This window comes from Afipia sp. DC4300-2b1, from assembly GCF_049895725.1.
GTDB lineage: Bacteria > Pseudomonadota > Alphaproteobacteria > Rhizobiales > Xanthobacteraceae > Afipia > Afipia broomeae.
Genome location: NZ_JAFCSX010000001.1, coordinates 865480 through 889049, shown reverse-complemented (window position 1 = coordinate 889049; position 23570 = coordinate 865480). Strand labels below are relative to the sequence as shown.

The following is a 23570-nucleotide window of genomic DNA, read 5'->3' as shown; positions in this document are numbered from 1 at the left end:
CTAGCCGCTCTCCTTCACAAGGATATTTTCATGCACACACGCCGCGCGTTTACGAATCTCACTCTGGCGGCCTCCGCCGCAGTCGCGCTGTCTCTTGCAGCGCTCCTGCCGGTCACGTCTGCACAGGCCCAGGACAAGGTCGTCCGCATCGGCTTCCAGAAGTACGGCAAGCTGGTGCTGCTGAAGAGCAAGGGCTCGCTCGAGCCCGCGCTGAAGGCGCTGGGCTATAATGTTGTCTGGACCGAATTCCCGTCGGGCCCTCCGCTGCTCGAAGCGCTCAACGTCGGTGCGATCGACTTCGGCAATACCGGCGAAGCCCCGCCGATTTTCGCGCAGGCCGCCGGTGCGCCGATCCAGTACGTCGCCTATGAGCCGCCCGCGCCGCAGGGCGAGGCCATCCTTGTTCCAAAAGACAGCCCGCTGAAAACGGTCGCCGATCTGAAGGGCAAGAAGGTCGCGCTGAACAAGGGTTCGAACGTTCACTATCTGCTGGTGAAGGCGCTGGAGAAAGCCGACGTCAAATACAGCGAGATCACGCCGGTGTTCCTTGCGCCGGCTGACGCCCGCGCAGCCTTCGAGAAGGGCGCGGTCGATGCCTGGGTGATCTGGGACCCGTTCCAGGCAGCGGCGGAAGTGGCGACGCAGGCGCGCACGCTTGCGGACGGCACCGGCATTGTCTCGAACTACCAGTTCTATTTCTCCTCGCAGAAATTCCTGAGCGCCGATCCGAAGGTCGTTGATCTCGTGCTGGCACAACTGAGCGAAGTCGACGACTGGGCGAAGGGGGACATCAAGGCGGTTGCCGAGCAGCTCAGTCCGTCGGTGGGCTTACCGGTGCCGGTGCTCGAACTGGCGCTGAAGCGTCAGTCCTATGGCATCAAGCCGATCAACGACGCCGTGATTGCCGAGCAGCAGCAGGTTGCAGACACGTTCCTGTCCCTCGGCCTGATCCCGAAAGCCATCAAGATTTCCGACGTTGCAAGAAAGTCCGGATCATGAGTGCGAATACGACTCCCGCCAACGTTCTCTGGTTTCTGCCGACCCACGGCGACAGCCGCTATCTCGGCACCACCACCGGCGGACGCGAAGTGAACTTCAACTATCTGCGCCAGATCGCGCAGGCTGCCGATCAACTCGGTTATTTCGGCGTCCTGCTGCCGACCGGGCGAAGCTGCGAAGACTCGTGGGTGGTCGCGTCCGCGGTCGCGCCCTGGACCGAGCGGCTGCGTTATCTCGTCGCCGTGCGTCCCGGTCTGCAGTCGCCGAGCGTCGCGGCGCGCATGACCGCGACACTGGACCGGGTGTCGAACGGGCGGCTGCTGATCAATGTCGTGACCGGCGGCGATCCGGTCGAGAACAGGGGCGACGGCATCTTCCTCGATCACGACGAGCGCTACGCCGTGACGCGCGAGTTCCTGAACGTCTACAGCGATCTGCTCGCCGGCAAGACCGTCAACGTGAAGGGCAAGCATATTTCGATCGAGGATGGCCGGCTGCTGTTCGAGCCGGTGCAGTCGCCGCGCCCGCCGCTGTATTTCGGCGGCTCGTCGGACGCCGGTATCGATGTCGCAGTCGATACCGTCGACAAGTATCTCACCTGGGGCGAGCCCCCGGCGCAGGTGGCCGAGAAGATTGCGAAAGTGAAGGCCGCGGCAGCCAAGAAAGGCCGCAAGCTGACCTTCGGTATTCGCCTGCATGTGATTGTGCGCGAGACCAATGAAGCAGCGTGGCGGGCGGCGGACGAACTCATTCAGTACGTCACCGATGACACCATTGCCGCGGCGCAGAAAATCTTCTCGCGGATGGATTCTGTCGGCCAGCAGCGGATGGCGCAGCTTCACGGTGGGCGCCGCGACAAGCTCGAGATCAGCCCGAACCTGTGGGCCGGTGTCGGTCTCGTGCGCGGCGGCGCCGGGACAGCGCTGGTCGGGGACCCACAGACGGTGGCGGCGCGCATCAAGGAGTATCAGGACGCCGGTGTCGATACCTTCATCATGTCCGGCTATCCGCATCTCGAAGAGGCCTATCGCTTCGCCGAACTGGTGTTCCCGCTGCTCAACCTGAACCAGTCCAATGTTCCACATCTGCGCGTCAACACCGGGCCGTTCGGCGAGACCATCGGCAACGACTTCCGTCCCCAGAAGCAGGCCTCGTCGTCATGAGTCTCGCAGAAACCCTGTCACAAGCGCGTTCGCGCAGCTTTCGCATTCCCCGCGCCGACGGGCTGACGCAGTGGATCGTGCCGCTCGTCATTCTGCTGGTCTGGCAGGTGGCCTGCGTCACCGGATTTGTGTCGGCACGGGTGTTGCCTGCGCCGTCCGATGTGGCGGTGGCGGGGTGGAAGCTGCTGCTGTCGGGTGAGCTGGTCCGCAATATCTGGGTCAGCTTCTGGCGCGCCAGCGTCGGCCTTCTGATCGGCGGCGGCATCGGGTTCATTTTCGGGCTGGCCAATGGCCTGTCGCAGCTCAGCAACAAGCTCACCGACACCACCTTGCAGATGGTGCGCAACGTGCCGCATCTCGCACTGATTCCGCTGGTGATCCTGTGGTTTGGCATCGACGAGTCGGCGAAACTGTTTCTGGTCGCGCTCGGCGTGTTCTTCCCGATCTATCTTAACACGCTGCACGGCATCCGCACCGTCGATCCACAACTCATCGAAATGGGCCGGATCTACGGCATGGGCAACGGCGAACTGTTCCGCCGCGTGATCTTCCCCGGCGCACTGCCGTCGATTTTCGTGGGCCTGCGCTTCGCTCTCGGCATCATGTGGCTGACGCTGATCGTGGCGGAAACCATCGCGGCGTCGTCCGGGCTCGGTTACATGGCGATGCAGGCGCGCGAGTTCATGCTGATCGACGTCGTCGTCCTTAGCATTCTGATCTACGCCTTGCTTGGCAAGGTGGCGGATTCAACCGCACGCGTGCTGGAGCGGTTCACGCTGTCCTGGCACCCGGCATTCCAGAAACATTGAGGCCCTCATGCAGCAACTGGTTCGACTTGTGCCATCGAGTGCCGAAAGTTTGCAGGCCGCGGAACTGATCCGCCGCGCGGCCTTCGTTCGTGATGACAAACGCGAGCCGGTTGCGTCCCGGGCGCTGTCGCTGACGATCCGGGGCCTTCGCAAGTCCTTCGGCAGTAACGAGGTGCTGCGCGGGATCGATCTGCACATCCCGGCGGGGCAGTTCGTTGCCATCGTGGGCAAGTCAGGGTGCGGCAAGAGCACGCTGCTGCGCCTGATCGCGGGCCTCGATAAGCCCACAGGGGGCACGATCGAATTCGGCAATCATGAAGGCAGCCCCGGCGATCATGTCCGTGTGATGTTTCAGGAGCCGCGGCTGCTGCCATGGGCGCGGGTATTATCGAACGTCGAAGTCGGGCTCGGCCGCCATCGCGACACAACGGACGCGAAGACGCGTGCTGACGAGGCACTTGTCGAGGTCGGTCTCGATGACAAGCGGGACCAGTGGCCGGCGGTTCTCTCCGGCGGACAGAAGCAACGCGTAGCGCTGGCGCGTGCGCTGGTCAGCCATCCGCGGGTTCTTGCCTTCGATGAGCCGCTCGGCGCGCTCGATGCGCTGACGCGGATTTCGATGCAGCGGCTGCTTGAGCGTGTCTGGCACGATCAGGGGTTCACCGCGATCCTTGTGACGCACGACGTGTCGGAAGCCGTTGCCCTGGCGGATCGTGTCCTGGTGATCGATGACGGCCGGATTGCGCAGGATATCGATGTCGATCAGGCGCGCCCGCGCCAGCGCGGCTCGGCGGAGCTCGCGGCGCTGGAAGGCAGCATTCTTCGCGAACTGCTCAAGGAGACCGGCGAACTGGCCGGCGCATGAGGCCGTCATGAATTCGGTTGTCCGCAATATTCGTGAAAGCAGGCTCGAGGCGTCGGCCGACAATTTTCGGAACGCGATGCGCTCGCTCGCTGGTGGTGTCAGTGTCATTACGGCGGGACGGGGCAACGATCTGTCCGGCATGACCGTGACATCGGTGTCGTCGCTGTCGGTCGATCCGGCAACGCTGATCGTCAGCATCAACCGCAAGGCATCGTCGTGGCCGCTGCTGCAGCGGCATGGTGTGTTCGGCGTCAACATTCTCAGCTCCGATCACATCGATATTGCGGAGCGGTTTTCCGGGATCGGCGGGCTGAAGGGCGCCGAGCGCTTTGCCGGCGCGGAGTGGATCAGCCTCGTTTCCGGCGTGCCGTTGCTGGCCGGCGCGCTGGCCGTGTTCGACTGCGAGGTCGAGCATGTCGTGGAGCGCCATTCGCATGCCATCGTGATCGGGCGCGTGCTCGATTTGCGGCTCTCGCCGGGCAAGCCGGCGCTGACCTACTGGCAGGGCCAGTATGTCGCCCTCGACCAGAACGAGGACGCGGTGCGGCTTGCGGAGGTGAGTTTCCCGACATCGCGGGCACTCTGGCAGATTTGACGGCCGCGCGCCTGTCGATGAGCCGCCTATATCGAGCGCCTGCAAATCCTATGGGATGGCTATATTCGCGGCGGCGCTTCCCTCTCGAATTCCAATGACGTTTCGCTCATCTGGATAGCGTGACCATGCGTGGTCGCTATCGAGAGGAGACCGCCATGTTATTCCATCTCACGCCCGCAGAACGGCTGGGCAAAGCCGCGGATCGCTTGCAGTCCACCGATGTGGTGACGGCCGGTCTCGTGTCGGAGATCATCGCGGAATGCTGCGATCGCCTTCCTGTTTCGGGTCAGGGCCGCGCCGCTGCGCATCTGCGCGAGCTGATAGAGGCCGGCGCCTGGACTGACGCGGTCGTGATGCTCATGGAGACGGAACTGCCGCGATGGAGGCTGCGGCGCCTGGTGTATGACGAGGGGGAGTGGCACTGCGCGCTCTCCCTCCAGCGTGATCTTCCTGATTGGCTGGATCAGGCAGTCGAGACCAGCCATTCCGAGCTGCCGCTGGCTTTGCTCAAGGCATTCGTCGAAGCGAAGAGGCGCGATGGCGAAATTGTCGAAGACACGTGCCGTCCCACCGGTCTCGGTGTCTCGCCGCCGCAGCCTTCGGTGTCCTGCGAGAACTTCACCTGAATCGCGGTCGCTGCGTGAAGGTGTTCGGGCTGGATCCAACGAAACGCTTCCAACATGGCGCAGTCACCCAACACGCCGAACGGCGCGATATCCGCGCAAGTGTTTGTCCGGTTCTGCTTGCGGATCGTCGTCCTCTGCGTCTTCGCGACGCTGGGAAGTGTCGGTTTCGGCAGGAGCCTTGCGGCGCTGTTGTGGTCCTCGACGATCCTCTGCACCCTCGCTGCGATACTGCGCAGAGAATTGCCGCTGGGTTCGACGCTGACTCATTGGGATGAGGGCGCCGCTTATGGCGCCCTTTACTGCCTGACGCTGACCATCAATCAGGCGAGCGGCTCCTGACCCGCAACTCGCAATCCCCAGCCTCCATCACTTTACTTTCCCTATGACACAGCCATGGCTCTGTTCTCGAATTCATATGCCGGTGATCGGATATTGGCGGAGTGCAACTCCACAGGATTGCCCTCAGGCAGTTCCCCATCTCTCCAACAAAGCTCTCATCAGGAGACGAATCGTGAAGCAGACTGAACCTCCGTCGTGTCGCTCCGGACTTGTATTTGTCGGTAAAAACAGTCGCGGCAACTGGGTTGCCCAGGAAGAGCACGGTCTTTTCGGCGGCCTTTTCATTAACCGCGCCGAGGCGATCCGATATGCACTGTTCGAGAATGGCCACCGGCCCGAGGCCGTGGTGACGGCACCAAATGGACTCGAGATCGACATGGGCCGGACGCCACACTCCTCCGATCTCGCGCCGGCACGCGCCAACGACGAAAGCGCCGCTCAGCGGCGGGCCGCGTGAGGCATCTTTTCAACCCCCTGCCAGTCCGGACATGACAATGCTTAAGCCAGTATCAGATCCCGCGCGCGAGCAGATCATCCGAACCATGATCGAACTCACACGCCCGTCCAGCCTTCACCGGATTGCCGTCGCCGGCAGCGAGAGTGCGGAAATCGATCTTGAACTGCGGCGCCGGGGTTATTTCCGGGTCGCGACGACGCTCACCTGCGTGCCACGGGCGCAGTATTCGATTGGCCTCGTCGTAGGTCAGCATTCGCTTCACGCCCTTGAAACCGCGTTGACCCAGATTTCTCATTTTCTGAGTGCGAACGCGACGATCGCCGTCGTGATCGATTCCTGTGAGAAAGGCCTTGGCCTGAAGGTTCGGGACAGGCTGGAGCAGCTCAGCTTTCGAATCCAGGCCGGTGTGAAATGCCATCGGCAGTTCGTGCTCGCGGCGCACCGGCACGGTTTTAGCCACATGGTCAAAGCGGCGTAAAAAATGCCTTCGATGATGAACCATCCGGCTCCCTGGTTAGCTGGCTACATCTGCGATCTGCCGACGCCTTTCGGCGACAACGACGAAATCGACGCGGCCGCGTTCAGGCAATTGTGCGAGCGTCAGATCGCGGCCGGCGCGAAAGCGCTTGTGGTCGGAGAAACGACTGGCGAAGATTCGACGCTGTCGCTGCCGGAGCATTCGGCCCTTGTTCGTATCGCAGTCCGGGCTTCACGCGGCCGTGCGGCGGTTATTGCCGGCGCGGGCTCCAACTCAACGAGCCAGGCCATTGAGTTATCAAGGCGAGCCGAGGCGGACGGCGCCGATGCGGTGCTGTCCGTGGTGCCTTACTATAACAAGCCGACGCAGGCGGGCATCTATGCCCACTTCCGGACCATCGCGGATTCGACGCGGCTGCCGATCATTCTGCACGATGTTCCATCCCGAACGGTCCGCGAGTTGGCGGATGACACTCTCGTGCGGCTTGCGGAATCGGATCAGTTCATCGGCGTGAGAGATTCGACCGGCGATGTTGCGCGCCCGTTGCGTTTGCGGCCGCTGGTTCGGCCGGATTTCCGGCTGCTGTCGGGAGACGACAGGACCGCGCCGGCCTTCCTGGTTCACGGCGGCGACGGATGCATGTCGGTGACATCGAACGTCGTGCCGGAACTCTGCCGGCAACTGTATCTCAATTGCAGGCAGGGTGAATTGCGGTTTGCGCGGCATTCCGCATTCCGGATCGGGCAACTGACGGATGCATTGCTGCGGGAGGCTACTCCCGCTCCGCTGAAGTATGCGCTCAGCCTGTTTGGCCTGATGTCGCCCCGTCTCCGTCTGCCGCTTGTTGAATTGACAGAGCCGGCAAAAGCGGAGGTTGCGCGGGCTGTCGCGCTTGCCTGCAACGGCGCGGGGCCTGTGTCGTTGAATTACGGCTGAAGCGCATGACAGACACCGGCGAGCGCAGTGAGAAGCTGGTTCAGTCCTGGCTGTTGGCGTTGCTGCGATTTGCAGTCACATTGGACAACAACGACAGACTGGCAGTCCATGCAACCGCGACCGAGATCGACCGGCGGGACACGCGATCAGCCGGCTTCAGTTTCTTTCGCAAGACCAGCGTTGAGCTCTGTAACGCAATCGCCAATCCGCAGCGCGCCGCCAGCCCTGCCATTCTGCAGCGTCATCTCGACCGGATGGGCAGCGGCCGCCTGAAACAGGCTTTCGCCGCTACCGTTGGGCCTCGTCGTCCACAGCCAGGATCGAAGCTGAATCCGGCTGGATCGGACGGGCGGCATGATTTGTGGAAAGGGCTTCCGGCGCGATCCCGGTCACCACGACAAGCAACGGTCCCGGCAAAGTCATAGAGCAATCCCGGCCCAATCCAGAGCAATCGTGACGCTCCCCTTATTGCTTGTTCGGATCATATAGGGCCTTTGCGGCGCCGGCCGGCCGCTGCTGCAGCGGCGCAACGGAACCCACGGAGCCTTTATAAGATTCCTATAACGTCGCGGTCCCGCCCATCTCGAAACCCTATGGCGCAGATGCCATTCCATTCGGTGCAGAAGCTGCGGGATGTCCTCGTGTTTCGGTTGAGACACATGAGACAGCGCCCGCATCGATGGTGCCGTCGCACCACAAGGAGCATTCAATGTTGGACATTATCATGCTGGCCCTCGGAGTGGGCTTCTTTGTGTTGTCGGTGGGCTACGCCTACGCCTGCGACAGACTCTGAGGGAGAACGATCATGATCTTCGATTACGCACTCGCTGGCGTCGTTTCCGCCGGACTGCTGGTTTACCTGACCTACGCGCTGCTGCGGCCTGAACGGTTCTAAGCGCCGCTTCCTCGAGCGAACAGGCGCGCAATTTCACGAAAGCACACGACCATGACTGTCATTGGCTGGATTCAAATTCTGTTGTTCTGCGCGATTATCGTCGCGCTGGTGAAGCCGCTCGGCGGCTATATGACGCGCGTCTTCAATGGCGAGCGCACGTTTCTCTCGCCGATCCTGCGCCCGGTCGAAGCCGGGCTCTACTGGATCGGCGGCGTCGATGAAAAGCGCGAACAGCATTGGCTGACCTACACGGTCGCGATGCTGTTCTTTCACGTCGGCGGCTTCGTGATTCTCTACGCGCTGATGCGCTTCCAGGCCGTGCTGCCCTTCAATCCGATGGAGCAGTCCGCCGTCGCGCCGGACCTGTCGTTCAACACCGCGGTCAGCTTCATCACCAACACCAACTGGCAGAACTACGGCGGCGAAAGCACGCTATCTTACCTGACCCAGATGGTCGGCCTGACCCACCAGAATTTCCTGTCGGCCGCGACGGGCATCGCGATCGCCGTGGCGCTGATCCGCGGCTTCGCCCGCTCGTCCGTACGCACCGTCGGCAATTTCTGGGTCGATGTCACCCGCACCACGCTGTACGTGCTGCTGCCGATCTGCGTTGTGTATGCGCTGTTTCTCGTCTGGCAGGGCATTCCGCAAACGCTCGGCGCCTATGTCGATGCGACCACGCTCGAGGGCGCTAAACAGACCATCGCGGTGGGTCCGGTCGCATCGCAAATTGCGATCAAGATGCTGGGCACCAACGGCGGCGGCTTCTTCAACGTCAATGCCGCGCATCCGTTCGAGAATCCGACGGCCTTCTCGAACTTCGTGCAGATGCTTTCGATCTTCGCGATCGGCGCGGCGCTCACCAACGTGTTCGGCCGCATGGTCGGCAACCAGCGCCAGGGCTGGGCGATTCTGGCCGCGATGGGCGTGCTCTTTATCGCCGGCGTCGCCGTGACTTACTGGGCGGAAGCCTCGGGCACGTCGATCATGCATGCGCTCGGCCTCTCCGGCGGCAACATGGAAGGCAAGGAAGTCCGCTTCGGCATCGTGGCATCGGCGCTGTTCGCCGTCGTCACCACTGCAGCCTCCTGCGGCGCGGTCAACGCCATGCACGATTCGTTCACCGCGCTCGGCGGCATGATCCCGCTGATCAACATGCAGCTCGGCGAGCTGATCATCGGCGGCGTCGGCGCCGGTCTCTATGGCATGCTGCTGTTCGTCGTGCTGGCGATCTTCGTAGCCGGTCTGATGGTCGGCCGCACGCCGGAATATGTCGGCAAGAAGATCGAGGCGCGTGAGGTCAAGATGGCCATGCTCGCCATTCTGATCCTGCCGCTGATGTATCTCGGCTGGACCGCGGTCGCCGTCGTTCTGCCGTCGGCTGTCGCCTCGATGGCCAATGCGGGGCCGCACGGCTTCAGCGAGGTGCTCTATGCCTTCACATCCGCGACCGGCAACAACGGCTCGGCGTTCGGCGGCCTCACCGGCAACACGCTGTTCTACAATCTGACGCTGGCGTGCTCGATGCTGGTCGGCCGCTTCTTCATGATCGTGCCGGCCATGGCGCTGGCCGGATCGCTTGCACAGAAGAAGTCGATCCCGCCATCCGCCGGCACGCTTCCCACAACAGGCGGTCTGTTCGTCGGGCTGGTTGTCGGCGTGATCCTCATCGTTGGAGGCCTCACGTTCTTCCCGGCGCTCGCGCTCGGGCCGATCGTCGAGCATCTGGCGATGACCGCGAACACCCTGTTCTGATCGATCCCTTTTGGAGTGACACTCATGGAAACCTTGAAACTGCAAAAGCGGACGACGGGATCGGCAATGCTCGATCCGAAGATCGTCCTGCCCGCGATCTGGTCGGCTTTCGCCAAGCTCGATCCGAGGGCGATGGTCAGAAATCCGGTGATGTTCGTGGTGGAAGTCGTCGCCGCGCTGACGACGGTTATCTTTCTGCGCGCGCTGCTGACCGGCGGCGACGACCTCGGCTTCACCTTCCAGATCATTCTGTGGCTCTGGTTCACGGTGCTGTTCGCCAACTTCGCGGAAGCCGTCGCCGAGGGCCGCGGCAAGGCCCAGGCCGAGTCGCTCAAGAAGACCCGTACCGAAAGCCAGGCCAAGCTGCTGACCGGCTCGGGATCGGACCGGACCTATCGCCTGGTGCCGGGCACCAGCCTGAAGGTCGGCGACATCGTGCTGGTGGAGGCGGGTGACAACATCCCGTCCGACGGCGAAGTCATCGAAGGCGTTGCCTCCGTCAATGAGGCGGCGATCACCGGCGAATCGGCTCCGGTGATCCGCGAGTCGGGCGGCGATCGTTCAGCGGTGACCGGCGGCACGCAGGTTCTGTCCGACTGGATTCGCGTCCGCATCACCGCGGCGCAGGGTTCGACCTTTATCGACCGCATGATCAAGCTGGTCGAAGGCGCCGAGCGGCAGAAGACGCCCAATGAAATCGCGCTCAACATCCTGCTTGCGGGTCTGACCATCATCTTCGTGTTCGCGACGGTCACGATCCCAAGCTATGCCGCCTATGCCGGCGGATCGGTGTCGGTCGTCGTGCTGGTGGCATTGTTCGTTACGCTGATTCCGACCACCATCGGTGCGCTTCTGTCCGCCATCGGCATTGCCGGCATGGATCGGCTGGTGCGCTTCAACGTGCTCGCCATGTCCGGCCGCGCGGTCGAGGCCGCGGGCGACGTCGACACGCTGCTGCTCGACAAGACCGGCACCATCACCCTCGGCAATCGCCAGGCGACGGCGTTCCGTCCCGTGCACGGCGTGACCGAGCAGGAGCTTGCGGATGCTGCGCAGCTTGCGTCGCTCGCCGACGAGACGCCTGAAGGCCGCTCTATCGTTGTTCTGGCCAAGGAGAAGTATGGCATCCGTGGCCGCGACATGGGCGAGCTTGGCGCCACCTTCGTTCCGTTCACGGCACAGACCCGCATGAGCGGCGTCGATGCCGGCGGCTCAGCCGTGCGCAAGGGCGCGGTCGATGCGATCCTGAACTATGTCAACGGCGGCCCGCGCGCGGCAGTTGCCTCGGGCGGCGCGGTTCGTGCGATTGCTCCGGCGATCGTCGCCGACACCGTCCGGGAAATCCAGACGATTGCCGATGAGATCGCGAAATCGGGCGGCACACCGCTGGCGGTCGCGCGTGACGGCAGGCTACTCGGCGTCATTCACCTCAAGGATATCGTCAAGGGCGGCATTCGTGAGCGGTTTGCCGAATTGCGCCGCATGGGCATCCGCACCGTGATGATCACCGGCGACAACCCGATGACCGCCGCGGCCATCGCCGCCGAAGCGGGCGTGGATGATTTCCTCGCCCAGGCGACACCCGAGGACAAGCTGAAGCTCATTCGCGACGAGCAGGCCAAGGGCAAGCTGGTGGCGATGTGCGGTGACGGCACCAATGACGCGCCAGCTCTGGCGCAGGCCGATGTCGGCGTTGCGATGAACACCGGAACGCAGGCCGCCCGCGAGGCCGGCAACATGGTCGATCTCGATTCGAACCCGACCAAGCTGATCGAGGTCGTGGAAATCGGCAAGCAGTTGCTGATGACGCGCGGCGCGCTGACCACGTTCTCGATTGCCAACGACGTGGCGAAGTATTTCGCCATCATCCCGGCGATTTTCCTCGCGTTCTATCCGCAGTTGCAGGCGCTCAACATCATGAACCTGTCGAGCCCGCAAAGCGCGATCCTGTCGGCGATCATCTTCAACGCGATCATCATCATCGCGCTGATTCCGCTCGCGCTGAAAGGCGTCGCCTACAAGCCGATCGGAGCGGGCGCGCTGCTGAGCCGCAACCTGCTGATCTATGGCGTCGGCGGCATCATCATTCCGTTCATCGGCATCAAGGCGATCGATCTGATCGTGACCGCCCTGCATCTCGCCTAGCGCATGATCCCGAAAGCCGGACCACCGGCTTTCGGGAGCATCGTGCGCAAGAAGCTCGAAGGAGAGACACCATGTTGAAAGAAATCCGGCCCGCATTCTTTATTCTCGTCGGCCTCACGCTCATCACCGGCCTGGCCTATCCGCTCGCCATCACCGGTATTGCCGGCACGATCTTTCCGTATCAGGCGCAGGGCAGCCTGATCGAGAAGGACGGCAAGACGATCGGCTCGGCTCTGATCGGGCAGGAGTTCAAGGAAGACAAGTATTTCCATGGCCGTCCGTCCGTGACGACGGCGGCGGACCCTGCGGATTCGACCAAGACCGTTCCGGCGCCCTATAACGCCGCGAATTCATCGGGTTCGAATCTCGGCCCGACCAGCAAGGCGCTCAGCGACCGCATGACCGAGGACGTCGCCAAGCTGAAAGCGGAGAATCCCTCAATGCCGGTCCCGGCGGATCTTGTCATGACCACGGGCAGCGGCCTCGATCCCCACATCTCGCCGGAAGCCGCGCTGTTTCAGGTCCCTCGGGTCGCGACCGCACGCAAGATGCCGGAGGATGCAGTGCGCAAACTGGTTAACGATAACGTGGAAGGCCGTTTTGCAGGGCTGCTCGGCGAGCCGCGCGTGAATGTGCTTGCGCTCAATCTGGCGCTTGATCGCGCGGCGAAGTAACCTGCATGTCTGATGGCAACCAACCGCGATCCTGAACAACGGCCCTCGCCGGAAGCGCTGCTTGAGGCGGCCCGCCGTGAAAACGGCAGCGGCCGTCTCAAGATTTTTCTTGGCGCGGCTCCCGGCGTCGGCAAGACCTACGAGATGCTGCAAAGCGCGCATGCCAAGGTGAAGGCCGGCGTGGATGTTGTGGTCGGCGTGGTCGAGACCCATGGCCGGCTGGAAACGCAGGCGCTGCTGCACGGTCTTGAAATCCTTCCCCGCAAGGCGCTGGCCTACAAGGGCCAGACTCTCGACGAGATGGATCTCGATGGATTGCTGGCGCGGCGGCCGAAGCTCGCCATTGTCGACGAGCTCGCGCACACCAATGCGCCCGGCAGCCGCCATCCGAAGCGCTACATGGATGTCGAGGAACTGCTGGATAACGGCATCGACGTCTACACCGCCGTCAATATCCAGCACATCGAAAGCCTGAACGATGTCGTGGCGCAGATCACGCGCGTGCGCGTGCGCGAGACCGTTCCCGATTCCATCATCGACCGTGCTGACGACATCGAACTGGTCGATCTGACACCGGGCGATCTGATCCAGCGCCTCAAGGAAGGCAAGGTCTACGTTCCCAAGCAGGCCGAGCGCGCGCTCGAGCATTACTTTTCGCCGGGCAATCTGACCGCGCTGCGTGAACTGGCGCTGCGGCGAACCGCCGAGCGTGTCGACGAGCAACTGCTCAATCACATGCAGGCCAATGCCATTTCGGGGCCATGGGCCGCGGGCGAGCGGATTCTGGTTTGCGTCAGCGAGGACCCGCGCAGCGCCGGTTTGATTCGTTATAGCAAACGGCTGGCTGACCGGCTGCATGCGCCGTGGACGGCCATCTGCATCGAAACCCGGCGGAGCCTGCAGCTCAGCGATGCCGAGCGCGACAGGATCGCAACCACCTTGCGGCTTGCGGAAGCGCTGGGTGCCGATGCCCTGACGATCCCGGCCGTCGAACGCCGCATTGCCGACGATATTCTCACCTTCGCGCGCGCCAACAATGTCACCCAGATCGTGATCGGGAAGGCCACCCGTTCCTGGTGGTTCGAACTGGTGCGCGGCTCGGTGGTTCACGATCTGGTGCGGCGCGCTGGCAATATCAGCATCCATGTCATCGCCGGTGACAAGCTCGATCCGGAGACATTCGCGGCTAAGGGCGTGCGGACGGCGGAGCGCGCGGAAGCCGCCGACCCGGTGCCGTATGTCTGGTCTTTGGCGCTTGTCGCCGTCGCCCTCGGAATCAGCAAACTGATCTTTCCGTTTCTCGGCATCGAGAACGTCGACCTCGTGTTTCTGACTGTCGTTGTGACGGTGGCGGTCCGGTTCGGTCTGTTCCCGTCGCTGGTCGCCAGTATCGCGGCGTCGCTGTGTTACAATTTCTTTTTTCTTCCGCCGGTCTATACGTTCACCATCACCGATCCGACCAATGTTGCGGCGTTCTTCTTCTTCATGCTGATCGCAATGATTGTGTCCAACGTTGCGGCGCGGGTGCGGACCCAGGCCGTGATGGCGACGGGCAGGGCGCGCACGACCGAGTATCTCTATTCGTTCAGCCGAAAGCTCGCCGGAACGGCGACGCTGGACGATGTGTTGTGGGCGACGGCGTACCAGACAGCGCTGATGCTCAAGGTGCGCGTTGTGCTGCTGCTCCCAGAGCACGGTCGCATCGTTGTCAAGGCGGGCTACCCGCCCGAAGACGAACTCGATCAGGCCGATCTCGCGGCGGCCAACTGGGCGTGGAGCAATGATCGTCCGGCGGGGCGCGGCTCGGACACCCTGCCCGGCGCGAAGCGGCTGTTTCTGCCGATGCGCACCGGCCGCGGACCGATCGGCGTCATCGGCATCGACGACGATCGTACCGGCCCGATCCTCACGCCGGACCAGACCCGCCTGCTGGACGCATTGATGGATCAGGGCGCGCTCGCGATCGAGCGCGTGCGGCTCGTGGAAGATATCGATCACGTCAAGCGCGTGGTCGAGACTGACCGGCTGCGGTCCGCATTGCTCACGTCGATCTCACACGATCTGAAGACGCCGCTGTCGTCTGTACTCGGGTCTGCGAGCACCCTGCGCGATCTGTCGGGCCAGTTGACCGACGCGGAGAAGAACGATCTGCTTGCGACGATCATCGATGAATCCGAGCGCCTCAACCGGTTCATCGCCAACCTGCTCGACATGACCAAGCTTGAGTCCGGCGCGATTGTGCCGAACTCCGCGCCGCATGATCTCGGCGAAGTTGTCGGCAGCGCACTGCGGCGGGCCAGCAAGATTCTGATACGGCACCGTGTCGATCTGGAATTGCAGGCCGATCTGCCGATGCTCGATCTCGATGCTGTTCTGTTCGAGCAGGTTTTGTTCAACCTTTTGGACAATGCGGCGAAGTATGCGCCAGCCGGAAGTCAGATCCGGATTCAAAGCTGGCGCGAAACCGATTCGGTTTGTCTCCAGATCCTGGACGAGGGCGACGGCATTCCGCCCGATGAACTGGAAACCATCTTCGACAAGTTCTACCGCGTGCAGAAGGGCGACCATGTCCGGCCGGGCACCGGACTTGGGCTTGCCATCTCACGCGGATTTGTGGAGGCCATGCACGGCACCATCTCGGCGGCGAACCGGTCGGATCGCAGCGGCGCCGTTCTGACGATCCGGCTTCCGATTCCCAAAATCACCGAAACACTGGATACCGCCGCATGAGCCCCGCGCCGCTGAAGATTCTGGTGATCGATGACGAGCCGCCGATCCGCAAGCTGTTGCGGATGGGCCTGAGCACGCAGGGCTATGACATTCTCGACGCGCCGAACGGCAAGACCGCGCTTGAGCTGCTGGACAACAAGCCGGACCTTGTGATTCTCGATCTCGGCCTGCCCGACATTCAGGGCCACGATCTTCTGCGCATGATCCGTGCGCGCAACGAAAGCGTGCCGATTGTTGTTCTGTCCAGCCGGGGCGACGAGGCCGGCAAGGTTCAGGCGCTCGATCTAGGCGCCGACGATTATGTCACCAAGCCGTTCGGCATGGATGAACTGCTCGCGCGCATCAGGGCGGCGCTGCGTCATCAATTGCAGGTTCATGGCGAACGTCCGGTTTTCCGCACCGGCGATCTGTCGGTCGATCTGGTCCGGCGCATCGTCAAGGTCGGCGACAGGGACATCAAGCTGTCACCGAAGGAGTATGATCTGTTGCGCGTGCTGGTTCAGCATGCCGGCAAGGTGCTCACCCACAAGTTTCTTCTGCACGAATTGTGGGACGAGCTGACCGACGCGCAGTATCTGCGCGTCTATGTGCGGCAGCTCAGGCAGAAGATCGAAGGCGATGCGGAACGGCCGCAATATGTTCTGACCGAAACGGGCATCGGCTACCGGCTGCGTGCACCGGACTGAAATAGCGTCACATCCCGGCGCACGTCGCACACTCCTGGATCATTTATGAAGATTTCCGACTTTCTCGCTCCGGCCGATGTCGTCATCGATCTGCGCGTGCCAACCAAGCAGCAGCTCTTGCAGGATCTGGCGCGCAAGGCAGCCTCAAGCCTCGGCCTGCAGGCGGACCATGTCGCGTCCGAGCTTCTGAAACGCGAACAACTTGGGTCAACCGGGATGGGCAATGGCGTTGCGATACCACATGCGCGTTTGCCGGTGGTGAAACGGCCTTACGGCCTCGTGGCGCGGCTGAAGCCGCCGGTCGATTTCGACGCGATCGATGGCCAGCCGGTCGACCTGGTGTTTATGCTGCTGCTCCCGCCGCCGCCCGAGGCCGATCAACTGACCGTACTGGCCCTTGTCGCCCGGACATTGAAGACCGCCGGAATGCTTGAACGCATGCGGCGCGCCAAAAGCGCGCCCGACTTTTTCGCGGTCATGACCGGATAGGTCGGGGTCTGAGGGCGAAGATTACTATTTGCGCGAATTTGCACCGATTTGAAAGCGCTCGCAAAGCCCGCATTTTCTAGGCATTTCCTGCTGACTATGCGTGCGTTTGCCTCTCCGTCAGTGAGCTATTTGCTAGCTAGAGGAGGAAGGATGGCGAGCAGAAAGCGGATTAATGTTCGCGACATTTTCGGCTTGGAAAGCGGGCGAAAATCCGGGATGCGACTCGCGAGGCGCTGTTATGTTTATCAGTGGCCCAGTGCCAACTGTCTGGCACCCTCCATCTTGTGCTTCTGAAGTTCGGCCAGCAGGCCCTCGTCCGACAAATCGAGGGCAGACGAGTGTTTCCAGTCGTGATGGGCGACTTCGGCGAGCCGCTCGACCACATGGCGGCTGTCCGTTTCAATAGCAAGTTCGCGCCTCGCGTCGAAACTTCCCGGCGTCAGATTGATTGAGCCTACAATCGCACGCTTCTCGTCCGCGAGCAGAACCTTGCCGTGCAACTTCAGGTTCTTCATGCGATGAATTTTCGCACCGATATCTTCCATGATCCGCAAGCCGCCCACGCCTTCGACCATTTTCTCGGTCTTCAGCTTGTGCGACGGACGCGCCATGATGTGAACCTTCACGCCACGATTGATCGCACGCACGATGCGTTCGATGATCACCGTGTCCTGATAGCGTTCATTCTGGATAAACAGTGTGTGTCTGGCCGAATCGATAAACGCCGCGATCCGTTCACGTCCGTTGTTGGGGCACCAGATCAGGTCCGACTTTTCATGCGGCTCAAACGGAAGGTGCATGAAATCCAGATTGAAGCACTTCACCATTTCCTCGACTTCGGACTTTTTTGTCGTCATCACGGCATAGTCGCGCGTCTCGATCAGATCCCGCGTCTCCCAGTTCAATGACTCGACAAAGCCGACCTCGTCATCCACCACCATTGATTTCTGATGGGTCAGTGCAAAGGTCGGGCAGCTATCGCGAACATCGATACCGGCAGCAATCAGTCTTTTTCGAGCGGCCTCGTTATCGGCCTTACCGTTGCGCCGCGCCGGATTCAGCATCACCCGCACATGAACGCCGCGATGACGTGCCGCGATGACCGCCTTCATCAAGGTCGGATCGGTGAAGAGAAACATGCGAATGTTGAGCGACTTCACCGCCGCATTGATGGGATCGACAAGGGACGCGGCGGAATCGTCAGGAAGCACGATCAGGGAATGTGACATCTTCGGTCCTTCTCACGCCACGTCGGCAAGGGACGCGCGGGGCGCTGGCTGGTTCTGAATACGATGAAGCTCCGCATAGACGCCGCCGAGCGCGATAAGCTCGCGGTTCGTTCCTTCCTCAGCGACGATACCATCCTTCAGGACAATGATTTTATCCGCGTTCCTGATGGTGCTGAGACGATGTGCGATCATGATGACGGTGCGGCCCGCCATCAGCCGCCGCAGGCCTTCGATCACCAGATGTTCGGACTCGGTATCAAGCGCCGCAGTCGGCTCATCCAGAATCATGATGGGCGAATTACGGATGACGGCACGCGCGATCCCGATTCGCTGCCGCTGTCCGCCGGAAAGCGTATCGCCGCGCTCGCCCACGAGGGAGTCGTAGCCGTTCGGCATACGCGAAATGAACTCATCCGCATTGGCGATTTTTGCCGCCGCGATGATGTCTTCATCTGTGGCACCGGGCCGGCCGTAAGCGATGTTCTCGCGAATGGTCCCGCGAAACAGCACGGTTTCCTGGAGGACAAAGCCGATCTGCTCGCGCAGCGCCGCCAGCTTCATCTCCCGAATATCCTGACCGTCGATCAGAATGCGCCCAAACGTCGTTTCATAGAAACGCGGAATGAGACTAAGGACCGTCGACTTTCCCGACCCTGTTGGGCCGACAATACCAACCACCTGCCCCGGACGAATCTCGAACGAGACATCCCGCAGCACGGACGTATCGTTGTCGTAGCCGAATGCGACACGATCAAAACGAATGCCGCCAAGAACCCGGCCCGGATCTCGGGCGTCATCCGGCACACGAATGATGTCATCGGCAGACAGGATATCCTGGATGCGCTCGAGCGCGACGGTCGTCTGGGCAACGGCACTGGTCATGCTGGCGAGATCCTTGACCGGTTTGAAGAACTTGGCCAGGTAAGCCAGATATACCGTCAATGCGCCGGCCGTCATGGTGCCCGCCACGATCAGCGACGTTCCTTTCCAGAGCACAATCGCCGTACATCCGGCGACAACGACGCTGACCAGAGGCGACAGAACCGATTTCACCTGCCGCGCGCGGAGCGCGGCGCCGATGGTCGCGTGACTCGCGGCCTCCAGTCGGGCCAGCTCCAAATCCTGGCGGCCGAAAGCCTTGATCGCACGAATCGAACCCAGGCCCTGCTGAACAACGGACAGCATCTCGCTTTGCCGGGCGCGGACCGCGCGGGTCACTTCCTTCACGGCTTTTTTCAGACGGAAGACAAAAACCAGCAGGAACGGCGTCACGCCAAGAGCGATCAGCGTGAAATCCCAGTCCAGCCAGAACATGATGCCGACCATGAACACGATGGTGATGAAGTCGACGAGGATGTCGAGAGTGGAGGACGATGCGAAACCTTGCAACGTATCAACGTCGGTCATGATCGTTGAAATCAGCGAGCCGATTTTCGCGTGATCGTAGTAGCGCAGGGACAGCCGGTGCAGATGCTGATAGATTCGAATCCGAAGGTCGTTCGCCACCCACTGGCCTATGTTCGTCGTGTAGTAGTTGTCGATGTAGGTCGCAATCGCTCCGACGATGGCGATGACAAGCGTCGCCACTCCGGCGAACAACGCAACGCCCATCGCATGCCGTCCGAATCCATAGTCATGTGCCCAGGCAAGCCAAGTGGGCAGCTGGTGCTGTCCGAGCGCATCGTCCAGAACGAGTTTCAGGGTCCAGGGGGCCGCAAGACTTGCAGCGATTTCCACCAGCATCGCAAGGAATACGATGAGCAGCCGTCCCCTGTAGGGGCGAAGCAAATCGATGACGAGACGTATCATTTGCCGAATCCCAGTTTCGATATCGATGAAAGTCTGATGGTTTTGCCGATGCAGGCGCCGAACGCCCGTCCGCCGAACCGGATGCCGGGAGACGTACCCCCGGCCTATCGGCCTTTCAAATACCGCTTTGATATGAGGCTATCGGCGGCAGATATGGCTCCCCGCCGGGGCCTGGATGGCCGGTAGACTGCCTGCTTTCGCGGCTCGGCCTGAAAACGCCTTGTGCGACAGATCAGCCCATTTGAAGTGCCGCCTCCGGACGGATACGATTGCCGGATTGATGATAATGTTTGCTCATAAGAACCGGCGATCATGCAATTCCGGCATCTGCGCTATTTCGTTAAAATTGTCGAAGCGGGCAGTTTTTCCCGTGCCGCCGCGACGATACATGTGGCTCAGCCAGCCCTGAGCCAACAGATTGCGGATCTTGAGGAACGCATGGGCGTGCCGCTCCTCCAGCGGACATCCCGCGGCGTGCGCCCCACCCCTGCGGGCGAAGTGCTTTACCGCGAGGCCTCCTCGATTCTCATAGAGCTTGAGCAATTGCCCGGCCTGCTGGCATCCGGCGGCGCGGATGCCGAGGGCAAGGTGAGCCTCGGCTTTGCCATTTCGCTGTCGGTGCCGATGTCTGGCCCCTTTTTGGAGGCATGTCGGGCAAGGATCCCCAAGGTCACGATAAAGTTCGCTGACGGGGACAGCGAATCCCTCGAACAGAGGATCATCTCCAATCAGCTCGATATGGCCATCGTGTTCGAGGATGAACTGGTTCCGGCGTTCTCGCGCGTGCCGCTATTCCGTCAGCGGATGTTTTTAATCAGCAACGCTCAGTTCGCTGACCGGAATGGACCCGTGTTGCTGAAAGATATTGCCTCGCTCCCGCTGGTGCTGCCAAGCGCGCCGAATGCACGACGCATATTGATCGATCGTTCGTTCGCGAATGAAGGATTAGCACCTAATGTGATCGCCGAGACGGATACGCTTTCGAGCGAACTGTCAGCTATCCGCGCAGGCCTTGCCCATTCCATACTCAATGCCGGCATGATGGGCCAGATAGGCCTCGGCCAGCCTCGGCTGATCGAGCCACCGATCTGGATGACCTGTTCGATCATATCATCAAGCGACTTTCCATTGACGCATGCCGGCGAAGCTGTGCGCGACACATTGATTCGTTTCGCCCATGATCTAATCAAGGAAACGAAACGGCCTGGCGCCGAATGGATCGGGCCAGACGTGAACTAGTTCTTCCGGAAATGGTCCGGCTTGAGAAGCGTGGTCTGCGCCGGCTGAAACTCCGCCGCGCAAGCTGGCGTGAGATTAGCCCTGTTCTGGCTCAGGCAAGCCTCGATCTTTGCAACATTCGGAATGTCCGCGCTGCAGAATCGGAACGCATCGCCCATGCAGGCTGATCTCTGATCGGATGTACCTTGCGCAAAGGCTCCGGCGGGCAAAGCCGCGAAAGCAAGACATGCGGCAATGGCGATTGAACTGGATTTTATTGTCATGACTGGAGACCTATAATTAAATTTCGGCTTTGCTGTTTATCGATCGTTTAAGAACGCATCGGACGAAAGCTCAAATATCATCTGGATATAGCGATATCGCTGCCAGTTATATGCGCATGCAACATCGTGGCTCTTGGTCGTATGCCGGTCATTGCTTTTGCTTGGCGCGCGCAATCGCAGCCCGTATCGGGGAAAATGGCCCGTATTTATGCTGCTGCTCGCTGAAGCCGTCAGCATAGGGGCCGTAAGGCGCATCGACAGGCTTTTGCAGCAGGTCGGGGAAGTCTTTTTCCAGTCCCGCTTTCTTCGGGCGCGGCTGCGATATCAGATAGGCCGCGACGTCCCAGGCCTGCTCGACCGTCAGTTGAGGATTCAGATAGTCGGCACCATGCGGCATGTTGAAATGCACGAAATTCGCAGCGGTGATAAGCCGCGCCATTCCTGCACCGTTGTTGAAGCTGTCCGGCCCCCATAGCGGCGGCATCATGTAACCAAGATCGGTCGTCGGAAGGCTGCGACGAATCCCTGAACCATCCGTGTTGTGACAGGCAAGACAGGACTTCGCATAAACCGCGTGGCCACGGACAGGATCGGCCGCGCGCTGGAGTTCCGGCATCGCACCCGCGCCCAGCCCCGGCACGATCTGGCCCGGAGCGACGCCCGAAGAAAGAAATCGAATGTAGGCCACGATGGCCTGCATTTCCGGGCTGTCCGTCGGCAGTTCGCGCCCGTTCATACTGCGAACCATGCAGGAGTTGACCCGATCCTCAATGGTGATCTCTGCTCCGCGACGCGCACTGTATTGCGGAAACAGCCCGAACAGACCGAAGATCGGCAATCCGAATTTCTTTCGGCCTGCTTCAAGATGGCAATTGCTGCAGGCAAGATTGTTGCCGGCAAATCGCTTGGCGGGGTCCGGGACTTCCGGCCCGATCAGCGCATATGTTGCGGTGATTAGATCGCGGCCCCGACGCACCTGACCGCCAAACGCATCATTCGGTAACGCCCCGACTTCAGGCACAGTCCAGAGGGCAGGAGCTTGAGTTTGCGCACATGCGAAATCCAAAGGCGCCACTGCAAACGCGATCGCCGCCAATAGGATCACCCGCAATCCAGGCAATTGAAATTCAAGAAAATGAAGGCCAGAGAACCGCATCGCCCCTCGCACCGTCGATGACCACAAGATCATTCACGTCAGCCGATCGCAAAAGTTCTGCAGAAGAGCTTCCTTTGCAAGCTCTTTTCGCTGCCCCAAGGACGCCGCCGCCGAACTATCCCGGTCCGACTTGCCGGGAAATCGCGAACCGGCCGATCTCGGCACCCCCATAACTTTCTCCGATACCTGCATATCAACACTGTATTTGTTTTCGCGTCCGGCATCGACGCATATGCGGCCACGTTCAGCGGGGGCGCTGCCAATTCGACAACCCCATGCCGGTGCCGACGATGGAGTCGTCACTGACACACAGGCCCGCCACTAAGATGACGGGTGTGACGCGGTTCAAACTTTAAGAAAGTTCGAAGGAGCGCCAAGCCTTGAGGCAGCGATTGACGCTGCGTGGGCTTGGGTTGGCACATCAAAAGCAAAGAGGAGAGAACTTCCATGTTTACATCGAGAATGGGTATCGTCGTCGGTCTCGCATCGGCAATCGTCATTTCGGTTTGCGCGGCTGCGCATGCGGCTCCCATCGCTGCACCGATCGTCAATCAGGAATCGTTGACCATTCAGGTCTCCGGCGGCTGCGGTCCGAATGCCTGGCGCGGCCCATGGGGTCATTGCCGCAACACGCCGTATTACGGTCCGCTGCCCGGCGGTTACTATCAGCCCGAGCCGCATCCGGTGTTCGGTTGCCCCGAAGGTTACTGGCGCGGGCCATACGGTCACTGCCGCAACACGCCTTTCCATGGCCGTCTGCCGGATGGTCAGTGGCAGTAGGATTCCGTTGATTTGAGAAATCGCGCCGCACTTTTTGCGATGCTTAGCTGACGCAACCTGCGGCGCGATCTCACTTTGCAATACCGATTCAAGCTCCAGATCGAGTAGTTGAAAATGTCGGATCGAGCGCGAATTTTCACACAGAGCAACAGTCTCGCAAGCCACATCCTGCCGGTATCAGGCACGATGATCGGCGTTTGTGTGACGCTGGTCGGCCTTGTGAAGGTCGCCGAGGCGAGGTCGGGCGGCACGCGCGTCGATGAGTATGCGGCACTCGCCGCAGTCTCTTTTCTCGCGTCAGCTCTCACCTCCTACCTTTCCATCCGCTTTGCAGGAAAAGCGAAACTCTGCGCCCGGCTCGAGCAAGCCGCTGACATAATTTTTATTTTCGCTCTGGTGGCCATCACGCTGGTTGCGACGCTGTTTGCCTATGAAGTGATCTGAATTACGGGA

24 protein-coding genes are annotated in these 23570 nt (G+C 61.2%); 19 read left to right on the top strand and 5 right to left on the bottom strand.

Features of this window, described 5'->3' with window-relative positions; genetic code table 11:
* The first annotated feature begins 30 nt into the window (after positions 1–30).
* The 8 genes from ACP7AL_RS04410 (at position 31) to ACP7AL_RS04375 (ending at position 5853) form a co-directional block, all read left to right on the top strand.
* Entirely contained in the window at positions 31–999 is a 969-nt protein-coding gene (locus tag ACP7AL_RS04410) for a sulfonate ABC transporter substrate-binding protein (protein ID WP_425989258.1), read from the top strand.
* Positions 996–2162, top strand: a complete 1167-nt coding sequence (gene ssuD / locus ACP7AL_RS04405; RefSeq protein WP_425989255.1) for an FMNH2-dependent alkanesulfonate monooxygenase — start codon at positions 996–998, stop codon at positions 2160–2162. Before ACP7AL_RS04410 ends, ssuD begins: the two co-directional genes overlap by 4 nt.
* Complete coding sequence (locus tag ACP7AL_RS04400; RefSeq protein ID WP_425989252.1) at positions 2159–2971, top strand: ABC transporter permease subunit; 813 nt, start codon at positions 2159–2161, stop codon at positions 2969–2971. Before ssuD ends, ACP7AL_RS04400 begins: the two co-directional genes overlap by 4 nt.
* A gap of 7 nt (positions 2972–2978) precedes the next feature.
* Positions 2979–3836, top strand: coding sequence for an ATP-binding cassette domain-containing protein (locus ACP7AL_RS04395; protein WP_425989249.1), 858 nt, complete (start codon positions 2979–2981; stop codon positions 3834–3836).
* 7 nt (positions 3837–3843) lie between these two features.
* Positions 3844–4431, top strand: coding sequence for a flavin reductase family protein (locus tag ACP7AL_RS04390; RefSeq protein ID WP_425989246.1), 588 nt, complete (start codon positions 3844–3846; stop codon positions 4429–4431).
* 125 nt (positions 4432–4556) lie between these two features.
* On the top strand, positions 4557–5057 hold the full coding sequence (locus ACP7AL_RS04385; protein ID WP_425989243.1) for a hypothetical protein: 501 nt from the start codon (positions 4557–4559) through the stop codon (positions 5055–5057).
* Between the two features lie 54 nt (positions 5058–5111).
* Entirely contained in the window at positions 5112–5396 is a 285-nt protein-coding gene (locus ACP7AL_RS04380) for a hypothetical protein (protein ID WP_425989241.1), read from the top strand.
* Between the two features lie 172 nt (positions 5397–5568).
* Positions 5569–5853 carry a hypothetical protein gene (locus ACP7AL_RS04375; RefSeq protein ID WP_006023593.1) on the top strand — a complete coding sequence of 95 codons (285 nt, stop codon included), beginning with the start codon at positions 5569–5571 and terminating at the stop codon, positions 5851–5853.
* A 52-nt stretch (positions 5854–5905) separates the two neighbouring features.
* On the opposite strand, the gene ACP7AL_RS04370 is transcribed toward ACP7AL_RS04375, so the two are convergent.
* On the bottom strand, positions 5906–6355 hold the full coding sequence (locus ACP7AL_RS04370; protein ID WP_425989238.1) for a hypothetical protein: 450 nt from the start codon (positions 6353–6355) through the stop codon (positions 5906–5908).
* Between ACP7AL_RS04370 and dapA the strand changes: the two genes are divergently transcribed.
* Positions 6335–7267 carry a 4-hydroxy-tetrahydrodipicolinate synthase gene (gene dapA / locus ACP7AL_RS04365; RefSeq protein WP_425989236.1) on the top strand — a complete coding sequence of 311 codons (933 nt, stop codon included), beginning with the start codon at positions 6335–6337 and terminating at the stop codon, positions 7265–7267. The two genes, ACP7AL_RS04370 and dapA, sit on opposite strands and share 21 nt — an antisense overlap.
* A gap of 288 nt (positions 7268–7555) precedes the next feature.
* Here the strand turns inward: dapA and ACP7AL_RS04360 are convergent, their stop codons facing one another.
* Entirely contained in the window at positions 7556–7690 is a 135-nt protein-coding gene (locus ACP7AL_RS04360) for a hypothetical protein (protein WP_425989234.1), read from the bottom strand.
* A 382-nt stretch (positions 7691–8072) separates the two neighbouring features.
* Here ACP7AL_RS04360 and ACP7AL_RS04355 point away from each other — a divergent pair, with 382 nt between their 5' ends.
* The 7 genes from ACP7AL_RS04355 (at position 8073) to ACP7AL_RS04325 (ending at position 16641) form a co-directional block, all read left to right on the top strand.
* Entirely contained in the window at positions 8073–8162 is a 90-nt protein-coding gene (locus ACP7AL_RS04355; RefSeq protein WP_006023596.1) for a K(+)-transporting ATPase subunit F, read from the top strand.
* A 51-nt stretch (positions 8163–8213) separates the two neighbouring features.
* The gene (gene kdpA / locus ACP7AL_RS04350) at positions 8214–9917 is read left to right on the top strand and encodes a potassium-transporting ATPase subunit KdpA (RefSeq protein WP_425989232.1); all 1704 of its coding nucleotides are present in this window, start codon (positions 8214–8216) and stop codon (positions 9915–9917) included.
* A gap of 24 nt (positions 9918–9941) precedes the next feature.
* On the top strand, positions 9942–12062 hold the full coding sequence (kdpB, locus tag ACP7AL_RS04345; RefSeq protein ID WP_425989230.1) for a potassium-transporting ATPase subunit KdpB: 2121 nt from the start codon (positions 9942–9944) through the stop codon (positions 12060–12062).
* 71 nt (positions 12063–12133) lie between these two features.
* Positions 12134–12736 (top strand): K(+)-transporting ATPase subunit C, encoded by a 603-nt coding sequence (locus tag ACP7AL_RS04340; protein WP_425989228.1) that lies wholly within the window; start codon positions 12134–12136, stop codon positions 12734–12736.
* A 12-nt stretch (positions 12737–12748) separates the two neighbouring features.
* Entirely contained in the window at positions 12749–15466 is a 2718-nt protein-coding gene (locus ACP7AL_RS04335) for a DUF4118 domain-containing protein (protein ID WP_425989225.1), read from the top strand.
* Positions 15463–16152 (top strand): response regulator transcription factor, encoded by a 690-nt coding sequence (locus tag ACP7AL_RS04330; protein ID WP_024575731.1) that lies wholly within the window; start codon positions 15463–15465, stop codon positions 16150–16152. The genes ACP7AL_RS04335 and ACP7AL_RS04330 overlap by 4 nt, the downstream gene beginning before the upstream one ends.
* 45 nt (positions 16153–16197) lie before the next feature.
* Complete coding sequence (locus ACP7AL_RS04325; protein ID WP_425989221.1) at positions 16198–16641, top strand: PTS sugar transporter subunit IIA; 444 nt, start codon at positions 16198–16200, stop codon at positions 16639–16641.
* A 245-nt stretch (positions 16642–16886) separates the two neighbouring features.
* On the opposite strand, the gene ACP7AL_RS04320 is transcribed toward ACP7AL_RS04325, so the two are convergent.
* Together ACP7AL_RS04320 and ACP7AL_RS04315 are read right to left on the bottom strand one after the other, a co-directional pair.
* Positions 16887–17870, bottom strand: coding sequence for a phospholipase D-like domain-containing protein (locus ACP7AL_RS04320; protein WP_425989219.1), 984 nt, complete (start codon positions 17868–17870; stop codon positions 16887–16889).
* 12 nt (positions 17871–17882) lie between these two features.
* Positions 17883–19679, bottom strand: a complete 1797-nt coding sequence (locus ACP7AL_RS04315; RefSeq protein WP_425989217.1) for an ABC transporter ATP-binding protein — start codon at positions 19677–19679, stop codon at positions 17883–17885.
* Between the two features lie 312 nt (positions 19680–19991).
* Between ACP7AL_RS04315 and ACP7AL_RS04310 the strand changes: the two genes are divergently transcribed.
* A complete protein-coding gene (locus tag ACP7AL_RS04310; RefSeq protein WP_425989215.1) occupies positions 19992–20918 on the top strand; it encodes a LysR substrate-binding domain-containing protein in 927 nt (308 codons plus the stop codon).
* Between the two features lie 411 nt (positions 20919–21329).
* On the opposite strand, the gene ACP7AL_RS04305 is transcribed toward ACP7AL_RS04310, so the two are convergent.
* Entirely contained in the window at positions 21330–22157 is an 828-nt protein-coding gene (locus tag ACP7AL_RS04305) for a c-type cytochrome (protein ID WP_425989213.1), read from the bottom strand.
* Positions 22158–22799: 642 nt separating this feature from the next.
* On the opposite strand from ACP7AL_RS04305, the gene ACP7AL_RS04300 reads away from it, so the two are divergent.
* On the top strand, positions 22800–23117 hold the full coding sequence (locus tag ACP7AL_RS04300; protein WP_425990020.1) for a GCG_CRPN prefix-to-repeats domain-containing protein: 318 nt from the start codon (positions 22800–22802) through the stop codon (positions 23115–23117).
* A gap of 114 nt (positions 23118–23231) precedes the next feature.
* Positions 23232–23561, top strand: coding sequence for a hypothetical protein (locus ACP7AL_RS04295; RefSeq protein WP_425989211.1), 330 nt, complete (start codon positions 23232–23234; stop codon positions 23559–23561).
* Positions 23562–23570 lie beyond the last annotated feature (9 nt).